The sequence below is a fragment of the Bowmanella sp. JS7-9 genome (genome assembly GCF_004329715.1).
In the GTDB taxonomy this organism is placed as follows: domain Bacteria; phylum Pseudomonadota; class Gammaproteobacteria; order Enterobacterales; family Alteromonadaceae; genus Pseudobowmanella; species Pseudobowmanella zhangzhouensis.
On record NZ_JXSY01000011.1, the window covers coordinates 23,732 to 49,253 of the forward strand.

18 protein-coding genes are annotated in these 25,522 nt (G+C 49.8%); 6 read left to right on the forward strand and 12 right to left on the reverse strand.

Translation table 11 applies throughout. The features are described 5' to 3' along the window. Window positions 1–9: 9 nt before the first annotated feature. Window positions 10–990, reverse strand: a complete 981-nt coding sequence (locus tag TK45_RS05580) for an MDR family oxidoreductase (RefSeq protein ID WP_131257655.1) — start codon at window positions 988–990, stop codon at window positions 10–12. Between the two features lie 225 nt (window positions 991–1,215). On the opposite strand from TK45_RS05580, the gene TK45_RS05585 reads away from it, so the two are divergent. Further along, on the forward strand, window positions 1,216–5,757 hold the full coding sequence (locus TK45_RS05585) for an EAL domain-containing protein (RefSeq protein WP_131257656.1): 4,542 nt from the start codon (window positions 1,216–1,218) through the stop codon (window positions 5,755–5,757). A 26-nt stretch (window positions 5,758–5,783) separates the two neighbouring features. Here TK45_RS05585 and TK45_RS05590 read toward each other — a convergent pair whose 3' ends face one another. Genes TK45_RS05590 through TK45_RS05600 form a run of 3 tightly spaced genes read right to left on the reverse strand, consistent with a single transcriptional unit; the run spans window position 5,784 to window position 9,261 of the window. Beyond that, window positions 5,784–6,770 carry a prolyl oligopeptidase family serine peptidase gene (locus TK45_RS05590; protein WP_131257657.1) on the reverse strand — a complete coding sequence of 329 codons (987 nt, stop codon included), beginning with the start codon at window positions 6,768–6,770 and terminating at the stop codon, window positions 5,784–5,786. Between the two features lie 10 nt (window positions 6,771–6,780). Next, window positions 6,781–7,956, reverse strand: coding sequence for a homoserine O-acetyltransferase (locus TK45_RS05595; protein WP_131257658.1), 1,176 nt, complete (start codon window positions 7,954–7,956; stop codon window positions 6,781–6,783). A gap of 9 nt (window positions 7,957–7,965) precedes the next feature. Further along, window positions 7,966–9,261: a GntP family permease gene (locus TK45_RS05600; protein WP_131257659.1), complete on the reverse strand. Its 1,296-nt coding sequence runs from the start codon at window positions 9,259–9,261 to the stop codon at window positions 7,966–7,968. Window positions 9,262–9,495: 234 nt separating this feature from the next. Between TK45_RS05600 and TK45_RS05605 the strand changes: the two genes are divergently transcribed. Together TK45_RS05605 and TK45_RS05610 are read left to right on the forward strand one after the other, a co-directional pair. Further along, a complete protein-coding gene (locus TK45_RS05605) occupies window positions 9,496–11,796 on the forward strand; it encodes a TonB-dependent receptor (protein WP_131257660.1) in 2,301 nt (766 codons plus the stop codon). Between the two features lie 98 nt (window positions 11,797–11,894). Continuing rightward, a complete protein-coding gene (locus TK45_RS05610) occupies window positions 11,895–12,560 on the forward strand; it encodes a response regulator transcription factor (protein ID WP_131257661.1) in 666 nt (221 codons plus the stop codon). On the opposite strand, the gene TK45_RS05615 is transcribed toward TK45_RS05610, so the two are convergent. The 5 genes from TK45_RS05615 to TK45_RS05635 all read right to left on the reverse strand — a co-directional run bounded on the left by TK45_RS05615 (window position 12,543) and on the right by TK45_RS05635 (window position 20,601). Further along, complete coding sequence (locus tag TK45_RS05615; protein ID WP_131257662.1) at window positions 12,543–15,914, reverse strand: PAS domain-containing hybrid sensor histidine kinase/response regulator; 3,372 nt, start codon at window positions 15,912–15,914, stop codon at window positions 12,543–12,545. The genes TK45_RS05610 and TK45_RS05615 overlap by 18 nt on opposite strands. 79 nt (window positions 15,915–15,993) lie before the next feature. Continuing rightward, window positions 15,994–17,034, reverse strand: coding sequence for a dihydroorotase (gene pyrC / locus TK45_RS05620; RefSeq protein ID WP_131257663.1), 1,041 nt, complete (start codon window positions 17,032–17,034; stop codon window positions 15,994–15,996). Window positions 17,035–17,089: 55 nt separating this feature from the next. Further along, window positions 17,090–17,863, reverse strand: a complete 774-nt coding sequence (locus TK45_RS05625; RefSeq protein ID WP_131257664.1) for an acyl-homoserine-lactone synthase — start codon at window positions 17,861–17,863, stop codon at window positions 17,090–17,092. Window positions 17,864–18,133: 270 nt separating this feature from the next. After that, window positions 18,134–19,369: a GGDEF domain-containing protein gene (locus TK45_RS05630; RefSeq protein WP_131257665.1), complete on the reverse strand. Its 1,236-nt coding sequence runs from the start codon at window positions 19,367–19,369 to the stop codon at window positions 18,134–18,136. A 20-nt stretch (window positions 19,370–19,389) separates the two neighbouring features. Next, entirely contained in the window at window positions 19,390–20,601 is a 1,212-nt protein-coding gene (locus TK45_RS05635; RefSeq protein WP_131257666.1) for a sterol desaturase family protein, read from the reverse strand. Window positions 20,602–20,785: 184 nt separating this feature from the next. Between TK45_RS05635 and TK45_RS05640 the strand changes: the two genes are divergently transcribed. Genes TK45_RS05640 through TK45_RS05650 form a run of 3 tightly spaced genes read left to right on the forward strand, consistent with a single transcriptional unit; the run spans window position 20,786 to window position 23,770 of the window. Further along, window positions 20,786–21,652, forward strand: a complete 867-nt coding sequence (locus tag TK45_RS05640) for a DUF3014 domain-containing protein (RefSeq protein ID WP_131257667.1) — start codon at window positions 20,786–20,788, stop codon at window positions 21,650–21,652. A gap of 12 nt (window positions 21,653–21,664) precedes the next feature. Then, window positions 21,665–22,951 carry an amidohydrolase family protein gene (locus tag TK45_RS05645; RefSeq protein ID WP_131257668.1) on the forward strand — a complete coding sequence of 429 codons (1,287 nt, stop codon included), beginning with the start codon at window positions 21,665–21,667 and terminating at the stop codon, window positions 22,949–22,951. Window positions 22,952–22,960: 9 nt separating this feature from the next. After that, entirely contained in the window at window positions 22,961–23,770 is an 810-nt protein-coding gene (locus TK45_RS05650) for a class I SAM-dependent methyltransferase (RefSeq protein WP_131257669.1), read from the forward strand. A 30-nt stretch (window positions 23,771–23,800) separates the two neighbouring features. On the opposite strand, the gene tusA is transcribed toward TK45_RS05650, so the two are convergent. From tusA to rph, 3 genes are read right to left on the reverse strand one after another with little or no spacing between them, the layout of a single operon-like run. Further along, window positions 23,801–24,049 carry a sulfurtransferase TusA gene (gene tusA, locus TK45_RS05655; RefSeq protein WP_131257670.1) on the reverse strand — a complete coding sequence of 83 codons (249 nt, stop codon included), beginning with the start codon at window positions 24,047–24,049 and terminating at the stop codon, window positions 23,801–23,803. Beyond that, window positions 24,039–24,680, reverse strand: a complete 642-nt coding sequence (pyrE, locus tag TK45_RS05660; protein ID WP_131257671.1) for an orotate phosphoribosyltransferase — start codon at window positions 24,678–24,680, stop codon at window positions 24,039–24,041. Before pyrE ends, tusA begins: the two co-directional genes overlap by 11 nt. Window positions 24,681–24,689: 9 nt before the next feature. Continuing rightward, entirely contained in the window at window positions 24,690–25,403 is a 714-nt protein-coding gene (gene rph, locus TK45_RS05665; RefSeq protein WP_131257672.1) for a ribonuclease PH, read from the reverse strand. Window positions 25,404–25,522: the final 119 nt, after the last annotated feature.

Below are 25,522 nucleotides of genomic sequence, written 5' to 3' on the forward strand. Positions count from 1 at the left end.
TATTTTGCCTTAGTCCGCGATTTTCACTACTACCCGCCCTTTGAGTTTGCCGGCCAGTAATGCATTGGCATTAGGGATCACTTCGTCCAACGGGATCTCGGTGAGCATTTTATCCAATAATTGCATGTCCAAATCGGTTGCTAACCGCTGCCACGCTGCGAGGCGTTTTTCGCGCGGACACATCACGCTGTCGACCCCAATCAAATGCACGCCACGCAGAATAAATGGCGCGACGGTGGCGGGTAATTGCATGCTCTCGGCCAGTCCACAAGCGGCCACCGCACCGCCATATTTGGTCTGGGCACATGCATTGGCCAGGGTATTGCCGCCTGCCACATCGATAACGCCCGCCCAGCGTTCTTTAGCCAGAGGTTTACCCGGCGCGCTGAATTCATCGCGCGGCAGGATCTGTTTGGCTCCCAATTGGTGTAAGTACTCTGCGGCGTCCGATTTGCCGCTCACTGCGGTGACGGAATAACCTAATTTACTTAGCAGGGCGATTGCCACACTGCCCACCCCGCCAGTGGCGCCAGTGATCAGAATCTCGCCATCGTCAGGTTGGATTCCGTGCTTTTCCAGTGCCATTACGCACAGCATCGCGGTGTAACCCGCGGTACCGATAGCCATGGCATAGCGCGGGGTTATGCCATCAGGCAGAGGGATCAGCCAGTCACCTTTTACCCTTGCAATCTGGGCATAACCGCCCCAATGGCCCTCACCGACACCCCAACCGTTGAGCACCACATAATCCCCCGCTTTGTAGCGACTATCGCCGGACTCACGCACTTTGCCGACAAAATCGATACCCGGTACCATCGGGAAACTGCGTACCACCGGCGCTTTACCGCTAATGGCCAGTGCATCTTTGTAATTGATGGTGGACCATTCCACATCAACCGAGACGTCCCCATCGGGCAATTGAGATTCCTCAACCAATTGCACTGAGGCCTGATATTGATTTTCTGGTTTATCGACGATGATCGCGCGCATGACACCCTCCTGAATCAGTATTGCAACCACGCTAGCCTATTCGCTTGTAATTCGACAGGGCTTTACGACTAATCGCCTATACTGTTTTCGCCAGAACCCGAAAATCTTCCATTTGTGAAAAATCCAAGATGGTTTAGTTATTACTATGATTAACACGTGAGAGTGGGAAATGTCTGGCGCTACTATTCAGCTTTTTGGCGTTACATGCTAATTTCGTAAGTGTTTGTGTCTTTGTGGTTTTTGGTGGCAGCAGTGAAGAAAACCTGGTGGATTTTGTTAGGATTGGCGATGGTATTTTGCACCCGTGCAGAACCACTGATGCCTGAGCAAACTCGCCCAACGGTTAAACGAATTTCCACTCAGGAAGGTCTGTCGCAAAGTAGCGTAGTGCGGCTGATGTTTGACGACAAAGGGTTGGCCTGGCTGGCAACCGATGGCGGCCTCAACCGTTATGATGGCTATCGTGCCAAATTGATTAGCGCACCGTCCGAAGGATTAACGGAAAACCCTATCGAATCAATTGTGCAGGATGCGCAAGGGCGCATCTGGATAGGTACCGGGGATAATGGCTTATATGTACTGGAACAAAATGCCAGTGCGCCTAAATCGGTATACCGGGTTGAATCTCCAAGCGCACCCGGCATCATGCAGGGCACCCCGGTACTGATAGATTATGACGAGCAGACCATTCTGGTCGCGTTTACTGACGAAGTTTATCTGCTAAACAAGCAAACCTATGACGCCCAGCGGGTTTTTATTCTCCCCCAGAGCCTGATTGATTCCCGAAATATAGTGCGTGCTTTATTGCCAGTAGGAGAAATGTTGTATGTCGCAACGTCTGCTGGGTTGTTCCGTGTATCCATGCAAACGGGTGAACAGTTATTTGTTCCGCACAAAGATCATCAGATCACGGAAGACGCTGCGAATACTAAGTCGTTGTATATGGATCCTGAAGGCAATCTGTGGGTGGGTACGGTCAAAGGCTTGTATCGCATCAGTGCAGAACGCTTAACTCAACTGTTTCCTGACCGTGGAAATGGTGAGTTAGTGGTGGAGGAGTTAAATATCTGGCGTATGTTGCCAGAGGGCGATCAGATATTACTCGGCACCAACAAAGGTTTCTTTACCTATCATCGCAGTACCCGAAAACTCACCTATGTGCTGCGCTTGTCTGACTCCCAGTACAACCTTTCCGATGATGATATTCGCGATATGGCTCGTGATCCGCTGGGAAATTTATGGTTTGCAACTCGTGGAGATGGAGCTTTTCTATGGCCGCGCAATGCTCTGCAATTCTCTACGATCCATAAACGGAATGACGCAGGTGCATTGCTCGCAAATGACATGGTAACGGATACCCTGATGGTTGAGGGTAACAAGATGTGGGTTGCTACCACAGCAGGGATAAGTCTGGTCAATTTAGCGACCAATCGGGTGGAATATACACATGTCGACAGGGATAAGTTGTACTGGCCGGAATTAGGTCAGGGGCCGGATGGCAAAATTTGGGTGAGTGCCGGTGAAGGTTTGTTCCTGCTGGATCCGTCGACGGATACCATGCAGGTGCCGATTACGCTTTCTGGTGGCGATGAAATGCAATTGGCCGTATGGGGGATGCATGTGACACCCGATGGCAACGTGTGGTTTGCCAACGAACATGGTTTTTTCCGCTATGAGCCAGATAAAAGTCAGGTTATTAAACTGGAAGCGCTTACGGAAAGTGTCAGCGCAACAGCAGCAGGAGGCTTTTTCCAGGCCGAAAAAGATGATCCTTACCGCCTATACGTCTCTATGCCTGGTCGTTTATTAGTTTATGACACCCGGTTGGGCACCGTTGACGAAATACACCAAATCCAAAACCGTCAGATCCAACAGTTGGACTATCCAAGTCGCGTGGCCGAAGACGGTTTTAACAGGTTGTGGATTAGCTATTCTGGGCAAGGGCTGGTCGGCATCAACAAAACAACCGGTGAGGAAGTCGCATTTTATACCAATGAAACCGGTTTACCCTTTTCAACGGCCTATGATGTGCTGTCTGATGACAACAACAATCTGTGGATGAGTTCTCATGCAGGCATTATACGAATTGATTTAAACAGCAACACCGTCACCCGATATGACTTTTCGGATGGCCTGATAAGTAATGAATTTAATGCGGGTACCGGTATTTCATTGTCAGATGGGCGTATTGCATTTGGTGGTGTAAAAGGGATCACACTGTTTAACCCCGACGACGTCTCTGCTCACAATAATCTGGGTAATAAAGTTGTGATCACGGATGTTGGCCTGTTAGGTGATAGCGCACATCGTTTTTATGACGACTGGAACGGTCAGTTAATTAAATTGCGTCATGATGATGTCGGACTGAAAGTACAATACTCGGCGTTACAATATGGTCGTGAGGGCAGTATCCAGTATCGCTATCGTTTGCGTGGTGATGAAGATATTGAATTTCCGGTATCCAAAGATGCCGAATTGATTATCCCACGCTTGAATCCCGGTGATTATTTTCTCGATGTGATGCAGGTAGACCCCTTGTCCAAAGCCGAGGGCAAGCCCAGTACGTTGCGTATTTCTGTCGCGTATCCGGTGTTTGCATCGCCTATCGCATACACGGTTTATAGTTTGGTGTTATTGGCATTTTGGTGGCAATGGCGCCAGTTTAAATTGCAGCAGGAGCGCGCGTTACAGGCATCGCATCTTGAGGTGACGGCCAGTGAAGAAAGATTGCAGCTAGCACTGAAGGCCAGTGGCAGTGGTATCTGGGATTGGCGGGATGGCGATAATATTATGTATCAGCCTCGCCTGCGTGATGAATTAGGTTACAAGCAGGACAGTATTGCTCCGGCGGAATTCTGTGAGCTGATTCACCCGGTCGAACGTCCGCAGTTCGAAAATAACTGGAATCGCTTCCTGCAGGGAGAGTTACATAGTTTTGATGTTACCTATCGCTTGCAGCATAGCAGTGGGGAGTGGCAGTGGTATCGTGACCTCGGCCGCGCAGTGGAAAACACTCTGGATGGCAATATTCAGCGCATATCCGGAACCTTTACCAATATCACCCGCAATATTGCCGATACCGAAAAAGCGCGGCTGTTCGGTGAGGCGTTTAGTCACACCCGCGATTGGGTAATGTTGCTCAATGCCGAGCAAGCCCCTATGGCCGTCAACAAAGCCATGTGCACCGCGTTGGGTATTGACCCTGAAGAGGATCTGCAGAAGCAAATAGAAACCTGCTTCAGCGCGACGCAAATTCGTTTTTACCTGAGAATTATTGAACTGCTCGGCGTGAATGACCACTGGCAAGGTGAACAGGAATTACTCACCCTGGACAATACACTGCACCATTTGATGGTTAGGATTAATGCGGTACCGGCGGAAAACTCGGATGGCGATCAGGTAGGTTATTACGTAGTAGTCATGACTGATATCAGTGAACAAAAACGTGCTCAGCAGGAATTGGAGACGTTAGCCAATTATGACAGCCTGACCGGCCTGCCCAACCGCAATCTGATCCTCGACCGTATACAACATGCAATTGAACACGCTACCCGTCGTAATCAGCGTCTGGCCGCCTTGTTTATCGACTTGGATCGCTTTAAACAGGTTAATGATTCGTTAGGGCATGATGCCGGTGACTTCCTGTTACTGGAAATTGCGCGTCGTCTGAAAGGGGCGCTGCGAGTAGATGATACGGTTGGTCGACTAGCCGGTGATGAATTTATTGTATTGATTGAAGAACTAGGCGATGCGGATCATCTCAAGTCGCTAGCGCAGAAAATTACCGAAGAGGTCGATCGGCCGGTCGATATTAACGGCAATCAGGTGTCGGTATCAGCCAGTGTCGGGATTGCCATGTATCCGGATCATGCTAATACCCCAGCCGAGTTGATAAAAGCCGCAGATATTGCCATGTATCACTCCAAATCTGCTGGGCGTAATCGTTTCTGTTTCTTCACCAGTGAAATGAATGAAGAAGCCCGGGTCAGACTGGAGCTGGAAAGTAAGCTAAAACAGGCACTGAGCCTGCAGCAATTTGTGAACTTCTATCAGCCTATTGTAGATATCGACAGTGGTAAAACCGTCGGGCTGGAATTATTGCTACGCTGGCATCTGGATGGCGAGACTATCTCACCGGTACGCTTTATTCCCATGGCTGAAGAGCTAGGCTTGATAGTCCCACTGACCTTCGCCGCGATTAAGCGTGGATTAGTGGATTTGGCACAGTGGCGACAGCAAGGCTTCACTCCGTATTTGTCGGTTAACTTGTCGGCGCTGCATTTGGAAAAGGGCATTAACCCGGCGGAGTTTGACCAGTTGCTTGCCGAACATGGCTTAACTCCGGAATGCCTGCGATTGGAAATTACTGAGAGTGCACTGATGAAAGATCATTCTCAGGCGCAGGTGTCGATGGAAGCCTTGTATGACGCAGGTTATCGCTTCTCGTTGGACGACTTTGGTACGGGCTACTCGTCGTTACGCTATCTGAAAGAATTCCCCATAGACACGGTGAAAATAGACCGTAGTTTCGTCAGTGATATTGGTGTTGATGCATCCGATGAGTCGATTATCCGCACTACCTTGTTGCTGGCTGAAAGCCTGGATATGAGTTGTGTGGCAGAAGGCGTGGAAACGCTGGAGCAGGTCGCGTTTTTCAAGGTGAATCATTGCCCTTATATGCAGGGTTATTTGTTCTCGAAACCTGTCCCGGAAATGGATGTCTTAGCGCTGCTCGGCAGAGACTGGAACAGCATTATTAACCCATAAAAAAACCGGCCTGCGCCGGTTTTGTTTTATTTGCTTAGTGCCGCCACCATTTTCAGAATTGCACTGCCTTGCGCACTTTTCTGATTGGCGTAGTTTTCATCGGTATAGCCCCACCAGTCCCAACAGCCCTGGGGGTTAAATGGCATCAGGTTAGAGGCTTGTGTCTGCGGATATAACACCACCAGATTATTGGCATCGGCCCAGCGGTTAATACCTGTTTTCTCAATATATGCGAGGCCGACATTGTCTGCACCAGCAAACTGGTTGCAGCCGTGCAGGCTGATATGCACGCCACACGTGTTGCCAGATTCACACTGAGCCGGAACATAAACGTAACCGGTTTCTGCCAGACCACTGACATCATCCCCAATGAACTCCGCCTGAGAGAAGTCATATACTTTGCCATTGGCGGTGTCACTGGCCGTTTTTGTCTGTGGCATCAGGTAACGGAACATGTCTCCAGCAGCGTCGAAGCCACACTGACCGATGAAAGGTGCCTCAGACGTATCACATGCGTGACCATTATCTCTGGTGGGGAAATGGTGTGCGTAGGGTTTGTCTTTGCTATACGTCAGCTTTATATCGGGTGCCAGCGCCTTAAGTTGTTCTACCAGCGCATCGGTGACCGGTTCGATTACACGACCATCTTTGCTGCCGTGAAGTACCCAAACCTTCGCCTTATTGAGGTTATCCAATGGCGCAACCAGGCTATTACTTTCCCAGCGTTTTATCTCTGTAACCAGCTCAGACACCGGTATTGGGCTGTCTATTTTATTCACGCAGTGCTCCAACGCCGTGAGCAAACTGTTTTGTGCGCAATAAACCGGACCGGCGGCAATAATGCCCGCGCCGCTGAACCGGTCTGAGTTGGCGACTAACATCTGCGCTGCCATGTAACCACCTGCGGAAAGCCCGGATAACGTCATGCTATTCGTGTCTAACTGCATTTTGGGTACGCTTGCCAGGCTGCCGGCAGACAAACATATCGCGGAAAGTACCAGTGAACGTCGCATAGAGCTGTCCTTATGGTGTGTTTAAAAAGTCGCGGATAAGGTCCGCTTGTTGTGTAATTCTGGCTACGCCGTCCAGGTGACCCATTCCCCCGTTTAACAGCGCGATTTGGCTGCGTTTGCCCAGAGCCAGCAATTTCTCATGGGCCAAACGGATATTTTCCGGTAGCAACAGCATGTCATGGGCGGAGGGGATAAACAGGGTTTTTGCCTGAATGCGTGCCAAGCCTTCATCCATTGATGCACTGAAACCGGCCACGAAGGCTTGAGAAGCACGGGCAAGGTAAATTACATGATTGGCATCCATTTGCGCCGCCCGGCTCTGTGCGCGCTCACGCAACCAACGAACCGCCTTAAACTCTGCCATGGCATCATGTAGTGGCGCGTTCTCCAGTGGCGAATGATCTGCAATAGTACGGTTGATAAAATCCGGTTCCAATGCCTGTTGAGTGATCATCATCAGTGACGCGACCAAACCTGCATTGGGTGATTCTTTGCCGTAGTAATTACCTTGCTGCCAATTAGCATCGAGCATGATGGGCATGGCCCAGTGGTGCAAAGAAATCGAGGTCCAGGCATCGGTACCGGCGCTGCCAATCACAGAAATCATCCGTTCCACTTTGTCTGGATAGGCCGACGCCCAGTCAATCGCCTGAAAAGAGCCCATGGATGGGCCCACAACAGCGTGTAATTTTTGAATCCCCAGCGAGTCCAATAGTGCTTTTTGTACATTGACGAAATCGCGAATGGTCACCACTGGAAAAGAGAGCCCGTAAGGTTTGCCTGTATCTGGATTGATACTGGCTGGTCCGGTGGTGATGACATCCGGATTGTAAGCACTCACATTCGCTAGTGTGTCGCTGCTAATAACATAATATTTGTTGGTATCGATGGCTTTACCGGGGCCAATCAGGGCATCCCAGTAACCAGGGGCTGCATCCGAAGCGCGATATTTCCCAGCCGCATGGGAGCTGCCGGTAAAATAATGAGTAATGAGTATGGCGTTGGATTTATCCGCGTTTAGCTGGCCGTAGGCCTCCCAGCCGACCTTGACCTGTTTAATGGTTTTGCCGGTATAGGTGGTGAACTGCTCAAGTTCGAATACTCGCTTGTCGACCAGCAGCGTGTCCTGCGCCCATGCTGCCGACGCGGTCAGGCAGAGTAGTAGAAGTGCGATATGTCGCTTCATAGTGCGCCCCTAAAACAGAATAAACAGGCCGACTGCAATGGCGAGTCCCATTAAGGGCACGATCACCGTTAGCGCACCCACAGCCGCATAGGCACGCTGATGGGTCTCATGACAGATGGCGCGAATAGTGGTGACTACATAGCCATTATGCGGCAAGGAGTCCAGCGCACCGCTGGAAATAGACACGATACGATGTAGTTGCTCCGGGTTAACACCCGCATCCAGATAATGGGGGCCCAGTAGCGGTAGGGCTATAGCCTGCCCGCCCGATGCTGAGCCGGTTAAGCCGGCAATCACACTGACGGCGATGGCTGCGCCAATCAGTTCATTTCCGGGCAGAGTCGTCATAAGTTGCACCGCTGCGGTAAACGCTTCGGTGTTTTTCGCCACTGAGCCAAATCCAACCACCGCTGCAGTGTTGCCGATAGCGACCAACGCCCCAGTAGTACCTTCATTAATCGCTTTGCTGAGATTATGGAAATGGCGGTAATTAATCACCAGTAACGCCATTACCCCACCGCCTAAGGCGACGATTAGCGCCAGCTGTGCCAACTGTTCATGCAGGATAAAAGACAGCCCCAATACTACAAACAGAGGGATAATACCTGTGATGGGATGCGGATAATCCCGTTCAGGAATTCGTGGGTCTTCCGGACGCGCGTCGAATTGTTCGCCATTGTTAACGGCCTTAGTAATCATGCGCTTCAGCCACCAATACCCAAAAGTAGCCATCAGAACCGCGACCAATAAACTGACTTCCCAGGCGGCATAGGGTGAAGTACCCAGATGTTTGGTTGGGATCCAGTTCTGGATTTCCGGTGAGCCGGCGGATGTCATGGTAAATGTCACAGAACCAAAAGCCAGCGCGGCAGGGATAAAGCGGCGTGGTAAATTGGCATCTTTAAACAATGATAACGCCATGGGATAGACCGAAAACGCCACCACAAACACACTAACACCACCGTAGGTCAGGATCGCGCAGGCCAGCACCACGGCGAGCACGGCGTGCTTCATACCAATACGATCCACAATCCAGCGCGCGACAGCATCGGCCGCACCACTGTCTTCCATGAATTTACCGAACAATGAGCCCAGCAAAAACATAAAGAACCAGCTGGCGATAAAGCCGGAGAACCCAGCCATATAAGCATTTACAAAATTGCCGTCACCAACAAAGACAGGCAAGCCATTGGTCAGGCCAACAATCAGTGCACAAAGGGGGGCAGCAATAAATAAGTTCATGCCGCGAATTGTCAGAAAAATCAGAAGCAACAGCCCACCAATCAGGCCAACCACACTCAACATAGTTGATGTCCTTGTTCGAAATATTACGCTCGGCCGGTGAAGGATATAGGCGATAATCACCGACTTTTTCGCTGAATATCAGGCACTTTAGGTGAAAGGCCGTCACCATAACATAGTACTTAAGTACAGGTTAAAAAATTGTAAAAATGCTCTATTGTGCTGTCACTAAGGTGCGTAATCACACTTAAAAAATCACGCAAACACAACCGCTTAGCGATAAGCAAAGGAACGGCCATGAGAAACAATTTATTTAACAAATCTCTCTGTGCCCTGGCAGTCACCAGTGCATTACTCTCCGCCCCAGCCGCAATGGCACAAGATCAGGCGAGTGCAGAGAATAAAAAGGAAGCGGGTCTGGAAAAAATTCAGGTAACCGCACGAAAAACCACTGAGAGTCTGCAGGAAGTTCCTGTTTCGATTACGTCTATCGGTGCGATGGAGTTGAGCGAAAAGGGTATCGAAACCCTGACTGAGATTCAGCAGTTTGCGCCAAATACCACGTTGCAAACCAGTCGCGGTACTAACTCGACGCTGACTGCTTTTATCCGTGGTGTGGGTCAGCAAGATCCACTCTGGGGTTACGAGCCGGGCGTCGGTATTTATATCGATGATGTGTATGTTGCGCGTCCGCAAGGTGCTGTACTGGATCTGCTGGATGTTGAACGTATCGAAGTGCTGCGCGGTCCACAGGGTACGCTGTACGGTAAAAATACCATCGGCGGCGCAGTAAAATACGTCACTAAGCCGATGTCAGGTGATACGCAATTTACCGCCCGTGGCACTGTGGGTAGCTACAACCAGCGGGACGTAAAATTAACTGGCCAGATTCCACTGGTGGATGACACCCTGTTTGTGGGTTTTGGCTACGCTGATCTGAATCGTGATGGCTATGGTGAGTACCTGGTGTCAGCACTGGATGGCCAGGATAAAGAAAACTACAACAAAGATCTGACCGCATCGCGTCTGACTCTGGAATATCATGCCAGTGACGATCTGTTTATGCGTTTGGCATGGGATAAGACCAAAGATAAATCTAATGCTAAAGGCGGTTATCGCTTATTACCGAGCTTATTGACGGACGCAGGCGTACCAGACAGTGTATACGACTCATACACCAGTCTGCCTACCTGGAACTTAGTCGAGCTGGAAGGCCTGAGCCTGACGGTTGACTGGACTGTGAACGATAATCTGGGTCTGAAATATGTTGGCTCCAAGCGCGACAGTTATTCGCCGACTAACATCGATTTTGATAACACCCAGTTAGATATCTTTGATGTGCCAGCGGTTTACGATGACAACAACACAACGCATGAAATTCAGGCGACGTATCGCACGGAAGGTATGAGTTTGGTGGGTGGTGTTTATCTGTACGATGGAGAGTCTTGTGGTCAGTTTGAGGCAATTCTTGGCTTCCTCGGTCGCTTTGCCTATGGCGGGTTGGGTGCAGATGGTCTGACCCGTGAAGTCTCTGGCTGTAATAACAGTGAAAGCCAGGCTGCATACGTTCAGGGCAGCTTTGACCTGACAGATAAATTATCGATGACCTTAGGTGCGCGTTACACCAAAGAGGATAAAGATGCCTCTGTATTTAACGGTGTTTTGCTGACCAATGTTTATCCAGAGAGTGGATGGATCCCAGGCTATGAGCGCCCCGCTGGCCAGTTAGTGCCAATGGTATTGGGTACTGACACCAATGGTGATGGTGTGCTGGATGCGCCGAAAAAAGCTGACTGGTCGCGCTTTACTCCACGTGTGGGTCTTGAATATCAGGTTAACAGTGACTTCATGTGGTTTGCGAGTTATGCGCAAGGCTTCAAGTCAGGCACGTTTAACCCTCGTGCAACGATTAACGAGCCAGCTGCTGATCCGGAAGTAGTGGATAGCTTCGAATTAGGTATTAAGAGTGATTGGGGCAATGACTTCCGCGCGAATGTGACCTTGTTCCAGTTGAAGCACAAAGATCGCCAGTACATCGGCATTCTGCCAGGTGAAGACGCAACGGATTTACAACAGTTACTGGGTAACGTGGCGGAAAATACTGTCAGTGGTATCGAAGGTGAATTTACCTACGTTGCAACAGATGCACTGACGTTTGATCTAGCGCTGGGTTACACCAATGTCAGCATTGATAAGAATGACGCTATCCCGCCGTTAATTGGTCTGGCTAGCACACCTAAGTACACGATGAATCTGGCGGCCAATTATGTACTGAGCACAGATTTGGGTGACTTTGTGTTCAATGCAAATTACTACTACCGTGACGATTATCGTTTATTTGAAACCAGCGATCTGCTGTATCAGGATGGTTATGGCATGCTCAATGCGAGTGTTGCCTGGGAGAGTACCGATGGTAACTGGTTTGGTAGTCTGCATATGAAGAACATCACGGATGAGGAATATCTGGTCGGTGGTTATGACTTCGTCGTACAAAACGCCGATGGCAGTTATGGCCCGGGATTGGGTGGTGACCAGACTTTGATTGGTTACTACGGTGATCCCCGCACAGTCCACCTCACCGTTGGATACCGTTTCTAAGTTGTTGTTCAGGCGGCCTCGGCCGCCTTTTTTTGCTAATGACAGTCGGTCCTATGACAGGTAACCTGACCTGAGAATTTTCCTGAAATCCATGCAGTATGAATACACAACTTATTATCGCAGATGACCACCCTTTGTTTCGCAGCGCCATGAAGCAGGCTGTGGGGAGCATGTTGGGCGGTGAAATTTTTGAAGCGCAGGACTTTGAAAGTTGTCTGGCATTGCTGCGTGAACAGAGCATGGTGGAGTTAGTCTTATTAGACCTGAATATGCCAGGCAATAAAGGCTTAACAGGTTTAAGTTACCTGCGCACTACGTTTCCCAGTGTGCAGATAATTATTGTGTCGGCAGTGGATGACGCTGAGGTTATTCGCCGGGCGATCGATTTTGGTGCCAGTGGCTATATTCCTAAATCGGCTAGCCTTGATGTGATTCAACAGGCGATCAATAAAGTATTAGATGGTGAAATGTGGCTGCCGCAAGAGTTGGCTAGTCGCATCGAAGGGAAATCCCGTGCCGATGACGTTGATTTTGCTGCGCGTCTGGAGCAACTGACGCCGCAACAATTCCGGGTGTTAAGTATGGTGGCAGACGGTTTGTTGAATAAGCAAATTGCTTATGAAATGAATGTACAGGAAACCACAATTAAACAGCACGTTTCTGCTATTTTGAAAAAGTTGGGCGTCATCAATCGCCTGCAAGCGGGTATTCTGTTTAAGCAACGTCTGGATCTGACTGACAACGCCTCAGCTCTCGAGAGCTAACTCCCGTCGAATTAACCGCTTGAGCGCGCCAGCTTTTACCGGCTTGTGTAAAAATGCGAAGCCATGCTCAATCGCCCGCGCACGTATTTCTTCGTCATGGTTGGCAGAGTTTAATATGACGGGCACAGACTCTGGCCAGTGTTGTAGCAAGCTAATCGCCCAATCAACACCATTTTCACCATGTTTTAAATGATAATCCGCGATAATCAAATCGGCCTGCATTGCAAAATGTCGTTGTAGATCAGTGTGCTCACTGATTGTCACGACCTGTGCCCCCCATTCCGTTAATAAACTTTGCATGGCTTGCAGGATTTGCTCGTCATCGTCGATAACCACGACATGTTTACCGGCAAGCGGTGTATGGCTTTCCGGTTTAGACGGTACATCAGCTTTTATTTGGGTCAGCACAGGAGCGTAACGTTCGATGGTAACGGTAAAACAGGTGCCGTTGCCAAGCTGTGAGGTCAGGTTGATTGCATGACCCAAAAGACGACTGATTTTGTCAACGATGGTTAACCCCAGGCCGAGCCCCTGGCTGCCGGCCTCTTTGTCGAGCTGATGAAACTCGGTGAAAATTTGTTGCTGTTGATCAGCCGGAATTCCCGGTCCGGTATCCAGTACCTGAATGCCAAGGTGCTTTCCATTGCGTCGGCAGCCCATTAACACTTTGCCGCTGCGTGTGTAGCGCACCGCATTGGATAACAGGTTTTGGATAATTCGACGCAGCAAAGTTTTGTCCGAATACACATACACATTGCACGGCACGACTTTCAGGGTGAGACCTTTTTGCCGCGCAATCACGGTAAATTCGTTGGCCAGTGGCTGAAGGATTTCATTAAGGTTAAACAGGGTTTTCACCGGGCGTAACACGCCGGTATCGAGTTTGGAGATATCCAGCAGCATGCGCAGTAGTTCTTCGGCACTGCTAAGCGATTGCTGCATGCCGTGTACGCTTTCGGCCAAGTCTGTGTTTCGGGTTTGTTGCTCCAGCGTTGCCGCAAACAGGGTGGCTGCGTTAAACGGCTGCATCAAATCGTGGCCTGCGGCAGCGAGAAAACGGGTTTTGCTGTCATTGGCTCGTTCGGCGTCCTGTTTGGCTAGCTGTAATTGTTGGTTAGCCTGTTGTAACTGCTGTGTACGCTCTTCGACCCGCTGTTCCAGATCCTGTTTTGCGGCATTAAGCTGGCGCTGGGTTTCTACATATTCAGTGATGTCGGTATAAGTGGTAACAAACCCGCCGCCGGGCATGGGATTGCCATTGATTTCAATTACGGTGCCATGGGCGTAGGTACGCAAAAATTTATAACGACTGCCCTGACGTAAAAAGGCGATACGCTTATCGATAGCTTGTTGAATATCTTCTCCGTCGCCAAACAGACCCCGGTCAGCATTAAATTGGAGTAACTCCCGAACATTGACCCCAGCCTTTATCAGTGCGTCGGGAAAATCAAATAACTCGATATAGCGTTGATTCCAGGCAACCAGATTGAGATTGCTATCAACCACGGCAATCCCCTGATCAATGTGGCCGATGGAGGATTGCAACAGTTCCAGATTGAACTGATAACGCTGCCCGACCTCTTCGACCATCTCCACCAGACCTTTTACCGGAGGAGCATCCTGCGCCACGCTCCCCAGCAGAAGCTTTGCGCCGGTATTACCCAGTACCGCTGTCAGCGACTTTTCGAAATCTGCCAGCACTGCCGCCGGCGCAATGTCATCCGCATCTACGCCCTTCAGGCGACGGGCAAATTCGTCTTGCGCCGGATGGGTGAAAAATTTTTCGGCTAATTCCAGGATGGTGCCGGCCTTCAGTGCACTGACGGTGCCCCCTTTGGCATGAAACTGGCGGAATGAGCTGATTGATTTTCTGCTGCTTAGCAGACTTATCAGTACAAAAACCAACGTGTTTAACCCCAGACTAATTAGGAACCCCTCAGTGAGTTGCCAGTCCCCGGGGGGAGGGTCAAAGTAATAACTGCCTTTGATGCTAGGCCACAACTGCAATACGGCGCAGGCCAATATACCTGTAATGATACTGGACAACGCAGCAAGCCAGCTGGCACGCGACCAGAACATGCCCAGCAGCAATGCCGGGGTTAGCTGAGCCAATAACGACATAGCGATCACGCCGCTGTTGACTAACGGGGCAGATTGACTGATGCGCTGAAAATATAAATAAGCGGCTGCAACCACCAATACAATAGTGATCCGTCGAATACGCAGCAGTACAGCGGAGTTGAGCTGGGTTGAGGGTTGTGGCTGGCGACGCGTCAGTAATAAAGGTGTCAGTAGGTTATTGGAAACCATGATGCCAACCGACAATGTCGCAACAATCACCATACTGGTGGCAGATGCAATCCCGCCCACCAGACCAAGTAGCGTCATACTCTCGTTACCTGCCTGCATGGGTAGCGCGAGAATAAACGTATCCGCGCGCACTGTTCCTTCGCCGAAAATGACACTGCCTGCCATGGCGATGGGTAGCACAAACAGATTGATGGCAAACAGATAAAGAGGAAACGCCCAGCGTGCGGTACGCAATTCCTGCTCACCATTATTCTCAACAAAATTAATATGGAACTGGCGTGGCAAGCAAAACACCGAGCAGATGCCAAGTAAAATATGGCCACTGTAAACCAGCCAGGCACCTTCACGTTGGGTGACATTATTGGAGATTGGCTGTTGGCTGGCCTGAGCAATAAGGTCCACCACGCCATCAAACAAGCCGTAGCAAATAAACAAGCCTACTATGATGAATGCCGCGAGTTTAACTACCGATTCAAACGCAATCGCGAGCATTAACCCCGGATTTTTCTCGGTAAGGTTAACCTGCCGGGTGCCGAACAAAATAGCAAAGACTGCCATCGCAATGGTAACTGCGAGCCCGGTTCCACCGGATATTCTTGTAAGTGAGCCGTCACTTACAAAGTTTATGCTGGTGGTAATTGCATCCAATTGCAGGGCGATATACGGAACAACTCCTAATAACGCCAACAGGGTGACTACCGCCGCCAGAGATGCACTTTTGTCATAGCGTACGCTGATGAAATCTGCGAGCGAGGCGATATTGTGGCGGCGGCAAATTTTGATGATTTGCCACAATAACGGATAGCCAAATGCGAAGAGTAATACACTGCCTAAATAGGTAGGGGTAAATGCCCAGCCATACTGGTAAGACTGTAGCGTGGTGCCGAAGAACGACCAGGAAGAACAGTGTACGCCCAACGCCAAACTGTAAATCCACGGGCGCTGTCGGTTACGGATGGCGACTTTGTCACCATACCAGGCCACCGCGAACAGGATAACCAGATATCCCACGGCCAGAATCAGTACAGTAGTCAGGTTGAGCATAAGCAGTTTGTTATTGTGATTATGCGACTACTGTAAGGAAATTCGTCGGGCTGTACCAGCCCGACTAAAGTACTGTGGCTTACTCGTTACCCATTACGCGCCAGTTTACTTGCTGACCCGCGTGGAACGGCACGATATCACTGCCATCTGGCAGGGTGATGGACGCGGGCACTTGCCAGGGTTCACGCACCAGAGTAATACAGTCTTTATTGCGTGGCAGGCCGTAGAAATCTGCGCCGTGCAGACTGGCAAATCCTTCCAGTTTATCCAGCGCGCCTAATTCTTCGAACACCTGCGCATATAACTCAATAGCGCTCCATGCGGAGTAGCAACCAGCACATCCACATGCAGCCTCTTTGCGGTGTTTAGCGTGCGGTGCGGAATCTGTTCCCAAAAAGAATTTGGGTGAGCCACTTTGAACTACTTCGCGCAGACGCGCCTGATGGGTGCTGCGCTTCAATACTGGCAGGCAGTAGTTATGCGGGCGAATGCCACCCACTAATAAATCGTTGCGGTTGAGCATAAGGTGTTGCGGCGTAATGGTGGCGCCTACATTATTACCCTGCGCCAAGACAAAATCTGCTGCATCCGCGGTGGTGATATGTTCGAAAACCACCTTTAACGTGGGATTGTTTGCAACAATCCGCGTGAGGTTACGATCGATGAATTCCTTTTCCCGATCGAAGATATCAATATGCGCATCGGTCACTTCGCCATGTACCAGTAATAACATGCCTTGCTCTGCCATCACTTCGAAAATCGGCTGAAGGGCATCAACCTGTGATACAGCAGCATCAGAATTGGTCGTTGCACCGGCTGGGTAAAGCTTGGCGGCCACGGCCCCAGCAGCTTTTGCCTCAATAATATCCTGTGCGGTGGTCTGGTTGGTCAGAAACAGCGTCATCAATGGATCAAAATCACTGCCTGAAGGGCGAGCGGATAAGATACGCTGACGATATGCCGCCACCATGGCACCGGTGGTAACCGGTGGCACCAGATTGGGCATTACAATCGCACGTTTAAAACAGCGTGCTGTGGCCGGCACGGTTTCGAGCAACATATCGCCATCGCGAAAATGCAAATGCCAGTCATCCGGGGCCAAAAGAGTAATTTGTTGCATGGGAAAACACTGTGCGGGTTAGCGTACGCACAGTGTACCATAAAGAGGTTGGCACTTAGCCAAACATTAAGGACGTCTGGGACTCTTCCAACAGATGCTGGCTGAGAATCTGTCGTGCGTGCATGAAGGCCGGCGCTGCAGCATCGAAAAAGTCATTCACACAGGAATAGGCAACCCGCCGTAATCCTTTGAAATTAACATAGTCGTCTATTGCCTTAATTGGCATGCCAGCAATACGCAATACCCGGATAAAACGTGGCTCAGACAATACGAACATATGCGGCCAGTCGGCACGCAATGCATATTCCATGGTCATTTGCGCTAAAACATAGCGAAGCTGTCCGACTGCTACTGATGCTTCGGCAAATCCAGCTTCGATCGCGGCTCTGGGCGAACTGAACTCGCTATCGACAATAAATCGCGATAATTCGCAGGCACTGCTGGATTGCAGTTGACTGGGGTGGACACCTAAATCGAGGGCTTCGTCGCCACAAAACTCTGCGATCGGTAAGCTCTGGGCGTCGTTTGCGGGTAGCAAGCGGGCGCACGCAACGATTTTACCGGTTTTGTTGTGGCTAATTGCAAAGTGAATCGCAGTCCGGTCCCACTCGTCACGCTCAAGACCGGCGCTATTAGGTTCTTCAAAACCCAGCTGTTCACAATAGACTTTGTGTCTGAATGCAAAAATACTGCGGCATAGCACCGGGCTTTGGCGCTGACTCACGCCAAAATGCAGTGAGAAATGCGTGAAGAAAGCTGAACCAATGGTTTCATGGAATGGCTTGGCAGCGAACGTTTTTGGTATCACACCTACACGAGTATTTTGCATGCTTGACGACCTCTTTTGACAGTTAGCTGATAATGCCAGCCAGACAACTTCTTCTGACGTCAGCGCAACGCCTCTGACAAGGGAGAGCACAGTCAAAAAACATGCCAACGAAAAAAATTGTTTAAAATCAGACTGTTAGCGTTAAAAGGTGAAAGTGGTGGAACAAACGTAGCTGAAATTCCGTTGCCAATTGGCAACAGTTGCGGAGAGAATTTTATTAATTTCTTTTAAATCATTGAGTTAGACCGTATCCATTCGACTACGATCTGTTTAAATAGTCTCAAGTTCGGATGCAACGACTGCATTTCGGGTCTCTTTTGCCTGATACAACGCACGATCGGCACGCAGGAAGACTTTTTCAAATTTTTCTTTGGCTTCAAAACCGGTTACACCGATGCTGCAGGTGATATGGCCGACCGGGGGAAGCAACAAATTGGCCAGATGCTGACGCAGGCGCTCCGCAAGTTCATAAGCGATATGCACAGGGGTGTCAGGCAACAAAATGGTAAACTCTTCGCCACCCCAGCGTGCAATCAGGTCGACGCTGCGCAAATGCTTACGCAGTAATGCTGCGGTTTCCTTAAGCACATTGTCACCTTCGGTGTGACCAAAATTGTCATTGATCTGCTTAAAGTGATCTAAATCGAGCAATAACAGACTAAGTGGCTGGCCGCTTCGGTAGGCACGATTTTGCTCTCGCTCTACCATCTGTTCGAAAAACGGACGGTTTAATAACCCGGTCATGCTGTCATGGGTGGACAGATATTCCAGTTCCTGATTGCGCTTTTGAATGCGGTCTTTCAGTGATGTCAGTTCCTGATTTTTCAAATCCAGTTCGTAGTTTTTTGAATCCAGCGTCACACTCTGCAACGCGAGCAGATAGTAACGATAACCAACGATTAAAAAGACGGTAATGACGACCATGCCCCAAAACCAGGGACTCAGCCAAAATTGGTCAGTACTAATTAAACGGATTTGAGATCCGGGCTTTTGCATCACTGGCAGTGGCTGCTGGCGAAGCATATTTGCCAATGTTTCGCGCGTCGTCATATCCGCGAGTGCTGTGAGGTCGGCGTAAAGCGCTATTGACTCTCCTGTCAGATAGACGCGGGTATTGTCCGACAGGCGATTATTCATCGTCGACCAATTCAACATATTGGTAACGAGTCGGAAGTTGGTTTGGCTGAGGACCTGCTGAAGCACCTGTTCATTGTCGGGCTGAGTATCGACGGAAGAGATTGGCTGTCCACGCTCTATAACCATCAATGGAATGTTTGCGATAACGCTAGCATCCTGAGATGGAATGAGGGTCACCCTGATACTGCAATCGGTCAGGTTACTGGCGTCAGGCGCCTGAGCAACGGCAGTGTTCAGCTGCTGAATATACGGCTCGAATGAAGCAGGTAAATTGTCACCACAAACAGCAGATGCTGCGGTCGCAATTTTGCCTGTGCTGGCGAATGCAAATATGCACATCGCGATCATCACTCGTGCGTTTATTCGCATAATGTTCCCGAGAGTAGTTGTTATTCCAGTACTAACGTTGACGTTCTTTTACGCTGCCATAACATTGGCAAACTGATTGCAATAATTACCAACAGGCTTGTCGTTAGCCATGTCGGTAAGGCTCCAGAAATAATGACGCCTAACATTGCCAGTTGCCGAATCCATTCAGTAACGTGGGCCCACACACGGTGTTCCATAAAGGCCGCCAGCGTCATACCACTGACAAAAATAAAACCCGCGACTGACCATTTCATTATCGGCGTCAGCGCACTGACATTTAGTAAAAAAACAAGCGTAATCAGCAATATACCTATGTGTTGCAAGGTTGCATAGAGGCGTTCGTGAATACTCAACGGAATATCAAATTTTTTAAAGCGCGATAAGTCGGCTTTGGCAATGGGATGAGACTGACTCACATCCTCGGGCCGCCAGCCGGTTCTACCAAACCATACCCGCCATTTGTCACCCCAACGAGCAGTGTGCCAGCTGTCTTTGGCTAATTGTGAATAGACATGCACGTTTGCCCATAGTGGGTTCCAACTACTCAGAGCTTTGCGGATACCATACAATGGTGGCTCATCATCCAGCTCTTCCTGAAATGTGCCAAAGAGCCGATCCCACAAGATAAATACGCCACCGTAATTTTTGTCGATATAACATTGGTTTTGCGCATGATGCACTCTGTGGTTAGACGGCGTAACAAACAGCCATTCATACCAGCCTAGTTTCGGGATATGACGGGTATGCACCCAAAACTGATAGATCAGGTTCAGTGCCCCCACGGTAATGAGCATTTCAACCGGAATACCTAACAAGGCAAGCGGCAGGTAAAAAATCCAGCCTAATAAAGACGTGCTGGTCTGCCGTAATGCGGTCGTCAGATTGTATTCTTCACTGCTGTGATGGACTACGTGTGAGGCCCAAAAGAAGCTGATTTCATGGCCAAAGCGGTGATTCCAATAGTAACAAAAGTCATATAACACGAAGGCGATGACCCACCAGTACCAGGTTGCTGAAACCTCATAAATGGCTAATGCATCCAGCACCAGAGGATAAAAACTAAGCGGTATCGCCGCCCTCGCCAAGCCCGCAATCCGGCTGTAAACACCAATGGTAAGGCTGTTAATGCTATCGTTGACACGGTAAAAACCAGTTTTTCGCCTGCTATCAATGGCAAGCTCGAGCAGAATCAACGCAAAAAAGGCGGGAATGGCAAACAGGATCAGCGACATAATCAGTGTTAACGAAATGTAATCAGACCAGTCTAAATAGGATCAGATGCGCTGTCTACTCGTCTGTTTTTGGTGCTTTTTGACGTAATCCTATGTACAGCGCAAATAGCTCTGGTTTAATACAACTAATTGAAATTTCTGTGGTCTTTTAAACCACAACATTGTTTTTTGGGTTGGAGAAAAAATGTCACATGCTGAAACCGACAAAGCGTCGTTACCCTTGGGGTCGATTATTGTTGCCGGTGTACTCGTTATTCTTGTCGCCGTTTTGTATTTTTGGCGACCTGCTGAACCTGAAAAAGTCGACTCAGCGCCAATAGCACAGGAGCAATCTCCGGTTGCGCCTGAGGTTGAGGAGCCTGTGATCCAACCAGAGCCAGAGACAACGCCAGAGCCTGTAGAGGCGGAGCCGCCAATAAACGCAGAGCCAGAGCCGATTGTTGAAGCCACACCTGCGCAGACAGTGCCTGAAACCGATGACAAATCGCTGTTTGAGGAACTAAAGGCTGTGACCCTTGATGCCGCTGAGCAGCAGATTGCCCGTCTGGTGGTATCGTCAGATTTGTTTAACCGCTTAGTGGTACAAATCGACAATATTGCTAACCAACAACTGGCGAATAATCACAGGTTATTTAAAGCGCCGCAGGGGCAGTTTCAGGTATACCAGCAGGCGGACAGATTATGGATTGATGCGCAAAGCTATCAGCGTTATGACGGCTATGTGGCGTTGTTGGATGCTATGGACAACCAGCAGTTAATCGCGATGTACCAGAGTTTGTTACCCGCCATGCAGGAAAAATACGCGGAGATTGGTTCACGTCGTGTGGCGTTTGAGGACGTGTTGATGGACGCAGTTGAGCACCTGTTGGCGACGCCAGAAGTGCCAACCCCGATTGAAGTTAAAACTGAGAGTGTGATGTATCAGTTTGCTGATGAGCGTATTGAAGCCTTGTCGCCTGTGCAAAAGCAATTGATTCGTATGGGCCCGGAAAATATGCGTCGAGTGAAAGTGAAATTACGTCAGTTGCGTGCGTTGCTGACAAACCAGTAAGGACAATATCCAATGAGAAGGTTACTCCGATTATCCATTGTAAGTGCCGCTATGCTGACCGCTAATGCCTATGCCGCAACGCTGATTCATGCTGGTAAGTTGATTGATGCCACCAATAACCAGGTGCAATCCGGCATGACAATTGTAATCGAGGGAAACCAAATCATATCGGTGGAGTCGGGCTTTAAAAAGGCCAGTGATCAGGACACGATTATTGACCTTCGGGATGCCACAGTTATGCCGGGCCTGATGGACATGCACGTGCACATCAGCTCGCAAAATAATGGTCAGGCGTCATATATGGAGCGCTTTACTCTTAATGAGGCGGATTATGCGCTTAAAGGCGTGATGTACGCTGAAAAAACCTTACTGGCAGGCTTTACCACCATTCGCAACTTAGGCGATGGGTATAACGAAACGGTTGCGCTGCGAAATGCCATCAACAAAGGCATGATTGATGGGCCACGCATTTACACTGCCGCGAAGTCTATTGCTACGACCGGTGGTCATGCTGACCCCACTAATGGCCAATCGCGCCGCTTTGAAGCGGACCCAGGCCCCAAACAAGGGGTAGTAAATGGCGTGGATGAGGCGCGTAAAGCGGTACGTCAACGTTATAAAGATGGCGCGGATTTAATCAAAATTACCGCCACAGGCGGCGTGCTCAGTGTGGCTAAATCGGGTCAAAACCCTCAGTTTATGCAAGATGAAGTGGAGGCGATTGTCGCCACTGCCAAAGATTACGGTATGACAGTTGCCGTGCATGCGCATGGAACGGAAGGCATGCAACGTGCGATAAAAGCGGGAGTAGATTCCATCGAACATGGGACCTATATGGATGCCGACACCATCAAGCTGATGAAAAAACACGGTACGTATTATGTCCCGACCATCATGGCCGGCGCCTGGGTGGCGGAGAAAGCCAAAATCGATGGATTTTTTCCGGAGTTAGTCAGGCCAAAAGCAGCGCGTATCGGGCCACTTATTCAGGAAACCTTCGCCCGGGCCTACAAAGCGGGTGTGAAGATAGCGTTTGGTACTGACTCCGGGGTGTCTGCCCACGGAGATAATGCTGAGGAATTCGCGTTAATGGTGGAGGCCGGCATGCCGGCGATTGAGGCCATTCGCAGCGCGACCTATCATGCCGCTAAACTGCTTAAAGTCGATGATCAGCTGGGAACTATCGAGAAAGGCAAATTAGCTGACCTTATCGCCGTAGCCGGTGATCCGCTTGCAGATATCAAGACTATGCAAGATGTGATTTTTGTAATGAAAGACGGCCAAATTTACAAACAATAAGGACATAACATGCGAACAACCCTACTTAGCCTAATCATCGGCGCAACGCTGTTAGCACCTGCCGCACAAGCCAAACTGGACGATGCAACTGCACAAGCTATCCAGGCTGCTATGCAGCATGAAAAAAGGGATGCTAATAACAAAGCCCGCGATATTTACCGTAAACCCATGGAAGTACTGGATTTTCTTGGTTTTAAACAGGATATGACAGTGGTGGAAATGTGGCCTGCAGGTGGATGGTACACAGAGGTGCTTGCACCGGCGTTGAAAGATCATGGCCAGTACTATGCGGCCCATTATTCATTGAACCCGTCACGAAGCTATCAGCGCCGTTATTTAGGGCAGTTCCTGCAAATGGTGAGCGACACCAAGCGTTTTGGTGATGTTAAGGTAACGACGTTTGAATTACCTGATGCCCTTGAAGTTGCACCGCCAGGCAGTGCGGATATGGTGTTAACCTTCCGTAATGTGCATAACTGGATGGGTTCCTCGCACAATGACCTGGCATTCAAGGCCATGTTTGCGGCGTTAAAACCGGGTGGTACTCTGGGCGTGGTGGACCACCAGTGGGATAACCCGGCAGAGCCAAATCCGGGCAATGGCTATATCACGACACAAAGTGTGATTGATGCTGCCACAGCAGCCGGTTTTGAATTCGTTGCTGAATCCCAGGTATTAGATAACCCGAAAGACACGAAAGATTACGCCAAAGGCGTGTGGACGCTGCCGCCGTCGTTGACCCTTGGCGACAAGGATAAAGACAAATATCTGGCTATCGGTGAAAGTGATCGATTCGTGCTGAAGTTTAAAAAACCGTAATAAACAAAAAACCGCCAGTTGGCGGTTTTTTTATAATCCCTTTTTAATCAGGTAGCGATAGGGCTTGTTGTCCGTTTCGCTGGCAAGCAGGGTGTGATCCATAAAGCGACAAAAACTCGGAATATCCCGTGTGGTCGAGGGATCATCGGCGATAACCAGCAAGGTCTCGCCGTCCTGCATTTTGCGGATATTCAGTCGCACCATCATCACAGGCTCCGGGCAACGCAGACCCAGAGCATCCAGCGTCTGGTTGGCTGCCGCAAAAGGGTCAGATGCCATATTGCTCCCGGTAGGCGCGGATATTGGTTAAATGCTCGGCCATTTCTGGTTTGTCTGCCAGATAGGTGATGAGATCGTTCAGCCCAACGATGGCGATAACTTTGGTCGCAAAATCCCGCTCCACTTCCTGTACGGCTGACAGGGTGCCTTGGCCACGTTCCTGACGGTCCAGCGCAATCAGCACACCCGCCAGTTGTGCCCCGTTTGCCTGAATGATCTGCATCGACTCGCGAATGGCGGTGCCGGCAGTAATCACATCATCGACTAACATGATTTTACCCTGCAGAGGGCTGCCGACTAAATTGCCGCCTTCACCGTGGGTTTTGGCTTCCTTACGGTTAAAACAATATGGCTTATCGACGCCATGCTTGTCGGCCAACGCAACGGCTGTGGTGGTCGCAATAGGAATGCCCTTGTAGGCAGGGCCAAACAGCACATCATAGTCGATGCCAGCATGCTGCAATGCGGCCGCATAAAACTGGCCTAAGCGCGCTAAATCACCGCCAGTGTTAAACAATCCGGCATTGAAAAAATACGGGCTGGTGCGCCCTGATTTCAGGGTAAACTGGCCGAAACGCAAAACATTACGTGCAACAGCAAACTCGATAAAATCGCGCTGAAAATCCTGCATAACGACCTCTTAGTTCAGTGCTTGTTTCTGAAGATCGAAAATTTCACGCAAGCCGTGACGAGCGATTTCCATCAATTCCTGCATTTCGTCAAAACTGAATGGCTCACCTTCTGCGGTGCCCTGTACTTCAATCAGCTTGCCGGTTTCAGTCATCACCACGTTCATATCCGTTTCTGCTGCCGAGTCTTCGATGTACTCCAAATCGGCAACTGCAGAACCTTCATAAATACCCACAGATAACGCCGCGACCATGTGCTTGAGAGGGTTAGTTTTAATAATGCCTTTACTACGCATATGGGTCAGTGCATCTACCAAGGCAACACAGGCCCCGGTGATGGATGCCGTGCGAGTACCGCCGTCGGCCTGAATCACATCGCAGTCGATAATAATGGTGTTTTCACCCAGTAAGGTCAGGTCAACTGCAGCACGCAATGAGCGGGCAATTAAACGCTGAATTTCCAGCGTGCGGCCACCTTGCTTACCGCGCGCCGCTTCTCGGTCGCTACGGGTGTGAGTTGCACGAGGCAGCATGCTGTATTCCGCCGTTACCCAGCCTTTGCCCTGGCCTTTCATAAAGCGCGGTACACCCTCTTCAACGGTGGCGTTACACAACACTTTGGTGTTACCAAATTCAACCAGCACTGAGCCTTCGGCGTGGCAGGTGTAATTGCGGGTAAAGGTTACAGGGCGGATCTGACTGGCGGTTCTTCCACTTGGGCGCATGCTAATTCCTGAGTCATAAAAAAGTTGCGGCGATTATAGCCGATTATGCCGCGTGATTTCAGTGACTTATGCCGGCATTCACGCATTTGAGCCACGCATATCTATGCATGGATTTATCT

What these genes read in the sequence shown, in the direction of transcription:
- TK45_RS05630 (WP_131257665.1), bottom strand. Translation starts at nt 19,369, where the DNA reads ATGCGAATAAACGCACGAGTGATGATCGCGATGTGCATATTTGCATTC.
- TK45_RS05610 (WP_131257661.1), top strand. Translation starts at nt 11,895, where the DNA reads ATGAATACACAACTTATTATCGCAGATGACCACCCTTTGTTTCGCAGC.
- TK45_RS05615 (WP_131257662.1), bottom strand. Translation starts at nt 15,914, where the DNA reads ATGCTCAACCTGACTACTGTACTGATTCTGGCCGTGGGATATCTGGTT.
- TK45_RS05625 (WP_131257664.1), bottom strand. Translation starts at nt 17,863, where the DNA reads ATGCAAAATACTCGTGTAGGTGTGATACCAAAAACGTTCGCTGCCAAG.
- pyrC (WP_131257663.1), bottom strand. Translation starts at nt 17,034, where the DNA reads ATGCAACAAATTACTCTTTTGGCCCCGGATGACTGGCATTTGCATTTT.
- pyrE (WP_131257671.1), bottom strand. Translation starts at nt 24,680, where the DNA reads ATGCAGGATTTTCAGCGCGATTTTATCGAGTTTGCTGTTGCACGTAAT.
- TK45_RS05605 (WP_131257660.1), top strand. Translation starts at nt 9,496, where the DNA reads ATGAGAAACAATTTATTTAACAAATCTCTCTGTGCCCTGGCAGTCACC.
- TK45_RS05645 (WP_131257668.1), top strand. Translation starts at nt 21,665, where the DNA reads ATGAGAAGGTTACTCCGATTATCCATTGTAAGTGCCGCTATGCTGACC.
- TK45_RS05635 (WP_131257666.1), bottom strand. Translation starts at nt 20,601, where the DNA reads ATGTCGCTGATCCTGTTTGCCATTCCCGCCTTTTTTGCGTTGATTCTG.
- TK45_RS05650 (WP_131257669.1), top strand. Translation starts at nt 22,961, where the DNA reads ATGCGAACAACCCTACTTAGCCTAATCATCGGCGCAACGCTGTTAGCA.
- rph (WP_131257672.1), bottom strand. Translation starts at nt 25,403, where the DNA reads ATGCGCCCAAGTGGAAGAACCGCCAGTCAGATCCGCCCTGTAACCTTT.
- tusA (WP_131257670.1), bottom strand. Translation starts at nt 24,049, where the DNA reads ATGGCATCTGACCCTTTTGCGGCAGCCAACCAGACGCTGGATGCTCTG.
- TK45_RS05590 (WP_131257657.1), bottom strand. Translation starts at nt 6,770, where the DNA reads ATGCGACGTTCACTGGTACTTTCCGCGATATGTTTGTCTGCCGGCAGC.
- TK45_RS05580 (WP_131257655.1), bottom strand. Translation starts at nt 990, where the DNA reads ATGCGCGCGATCATCGTCGATAAACCAGAAAATCAATATCAGGCCTCA.
- TK45_RS05600 (WP_131257659.1), bottom strand. Translation starts at nt 9,261, where the DNA reads ATGTTGAGTGTGGTTGGCCTGATTGGTGGGCTGTTGCTTCTGATTTTT.
- TK45_RS05640 (WP_131257667.1), top strand. Translation starts at nt 20,786, where the DNA reads ATGTCACATGCTGAAACCGACAAAGCGTCGTTACCCTTGGGGTCGATT.
- TK45_RS05595 (WP_131257658.1), bottom strand. Translation starts at nt 7,956, where the DNA reads ATGAAGCGACATATCGCACTTCTACTACTCTGCCTGACCGCGTCGGCA.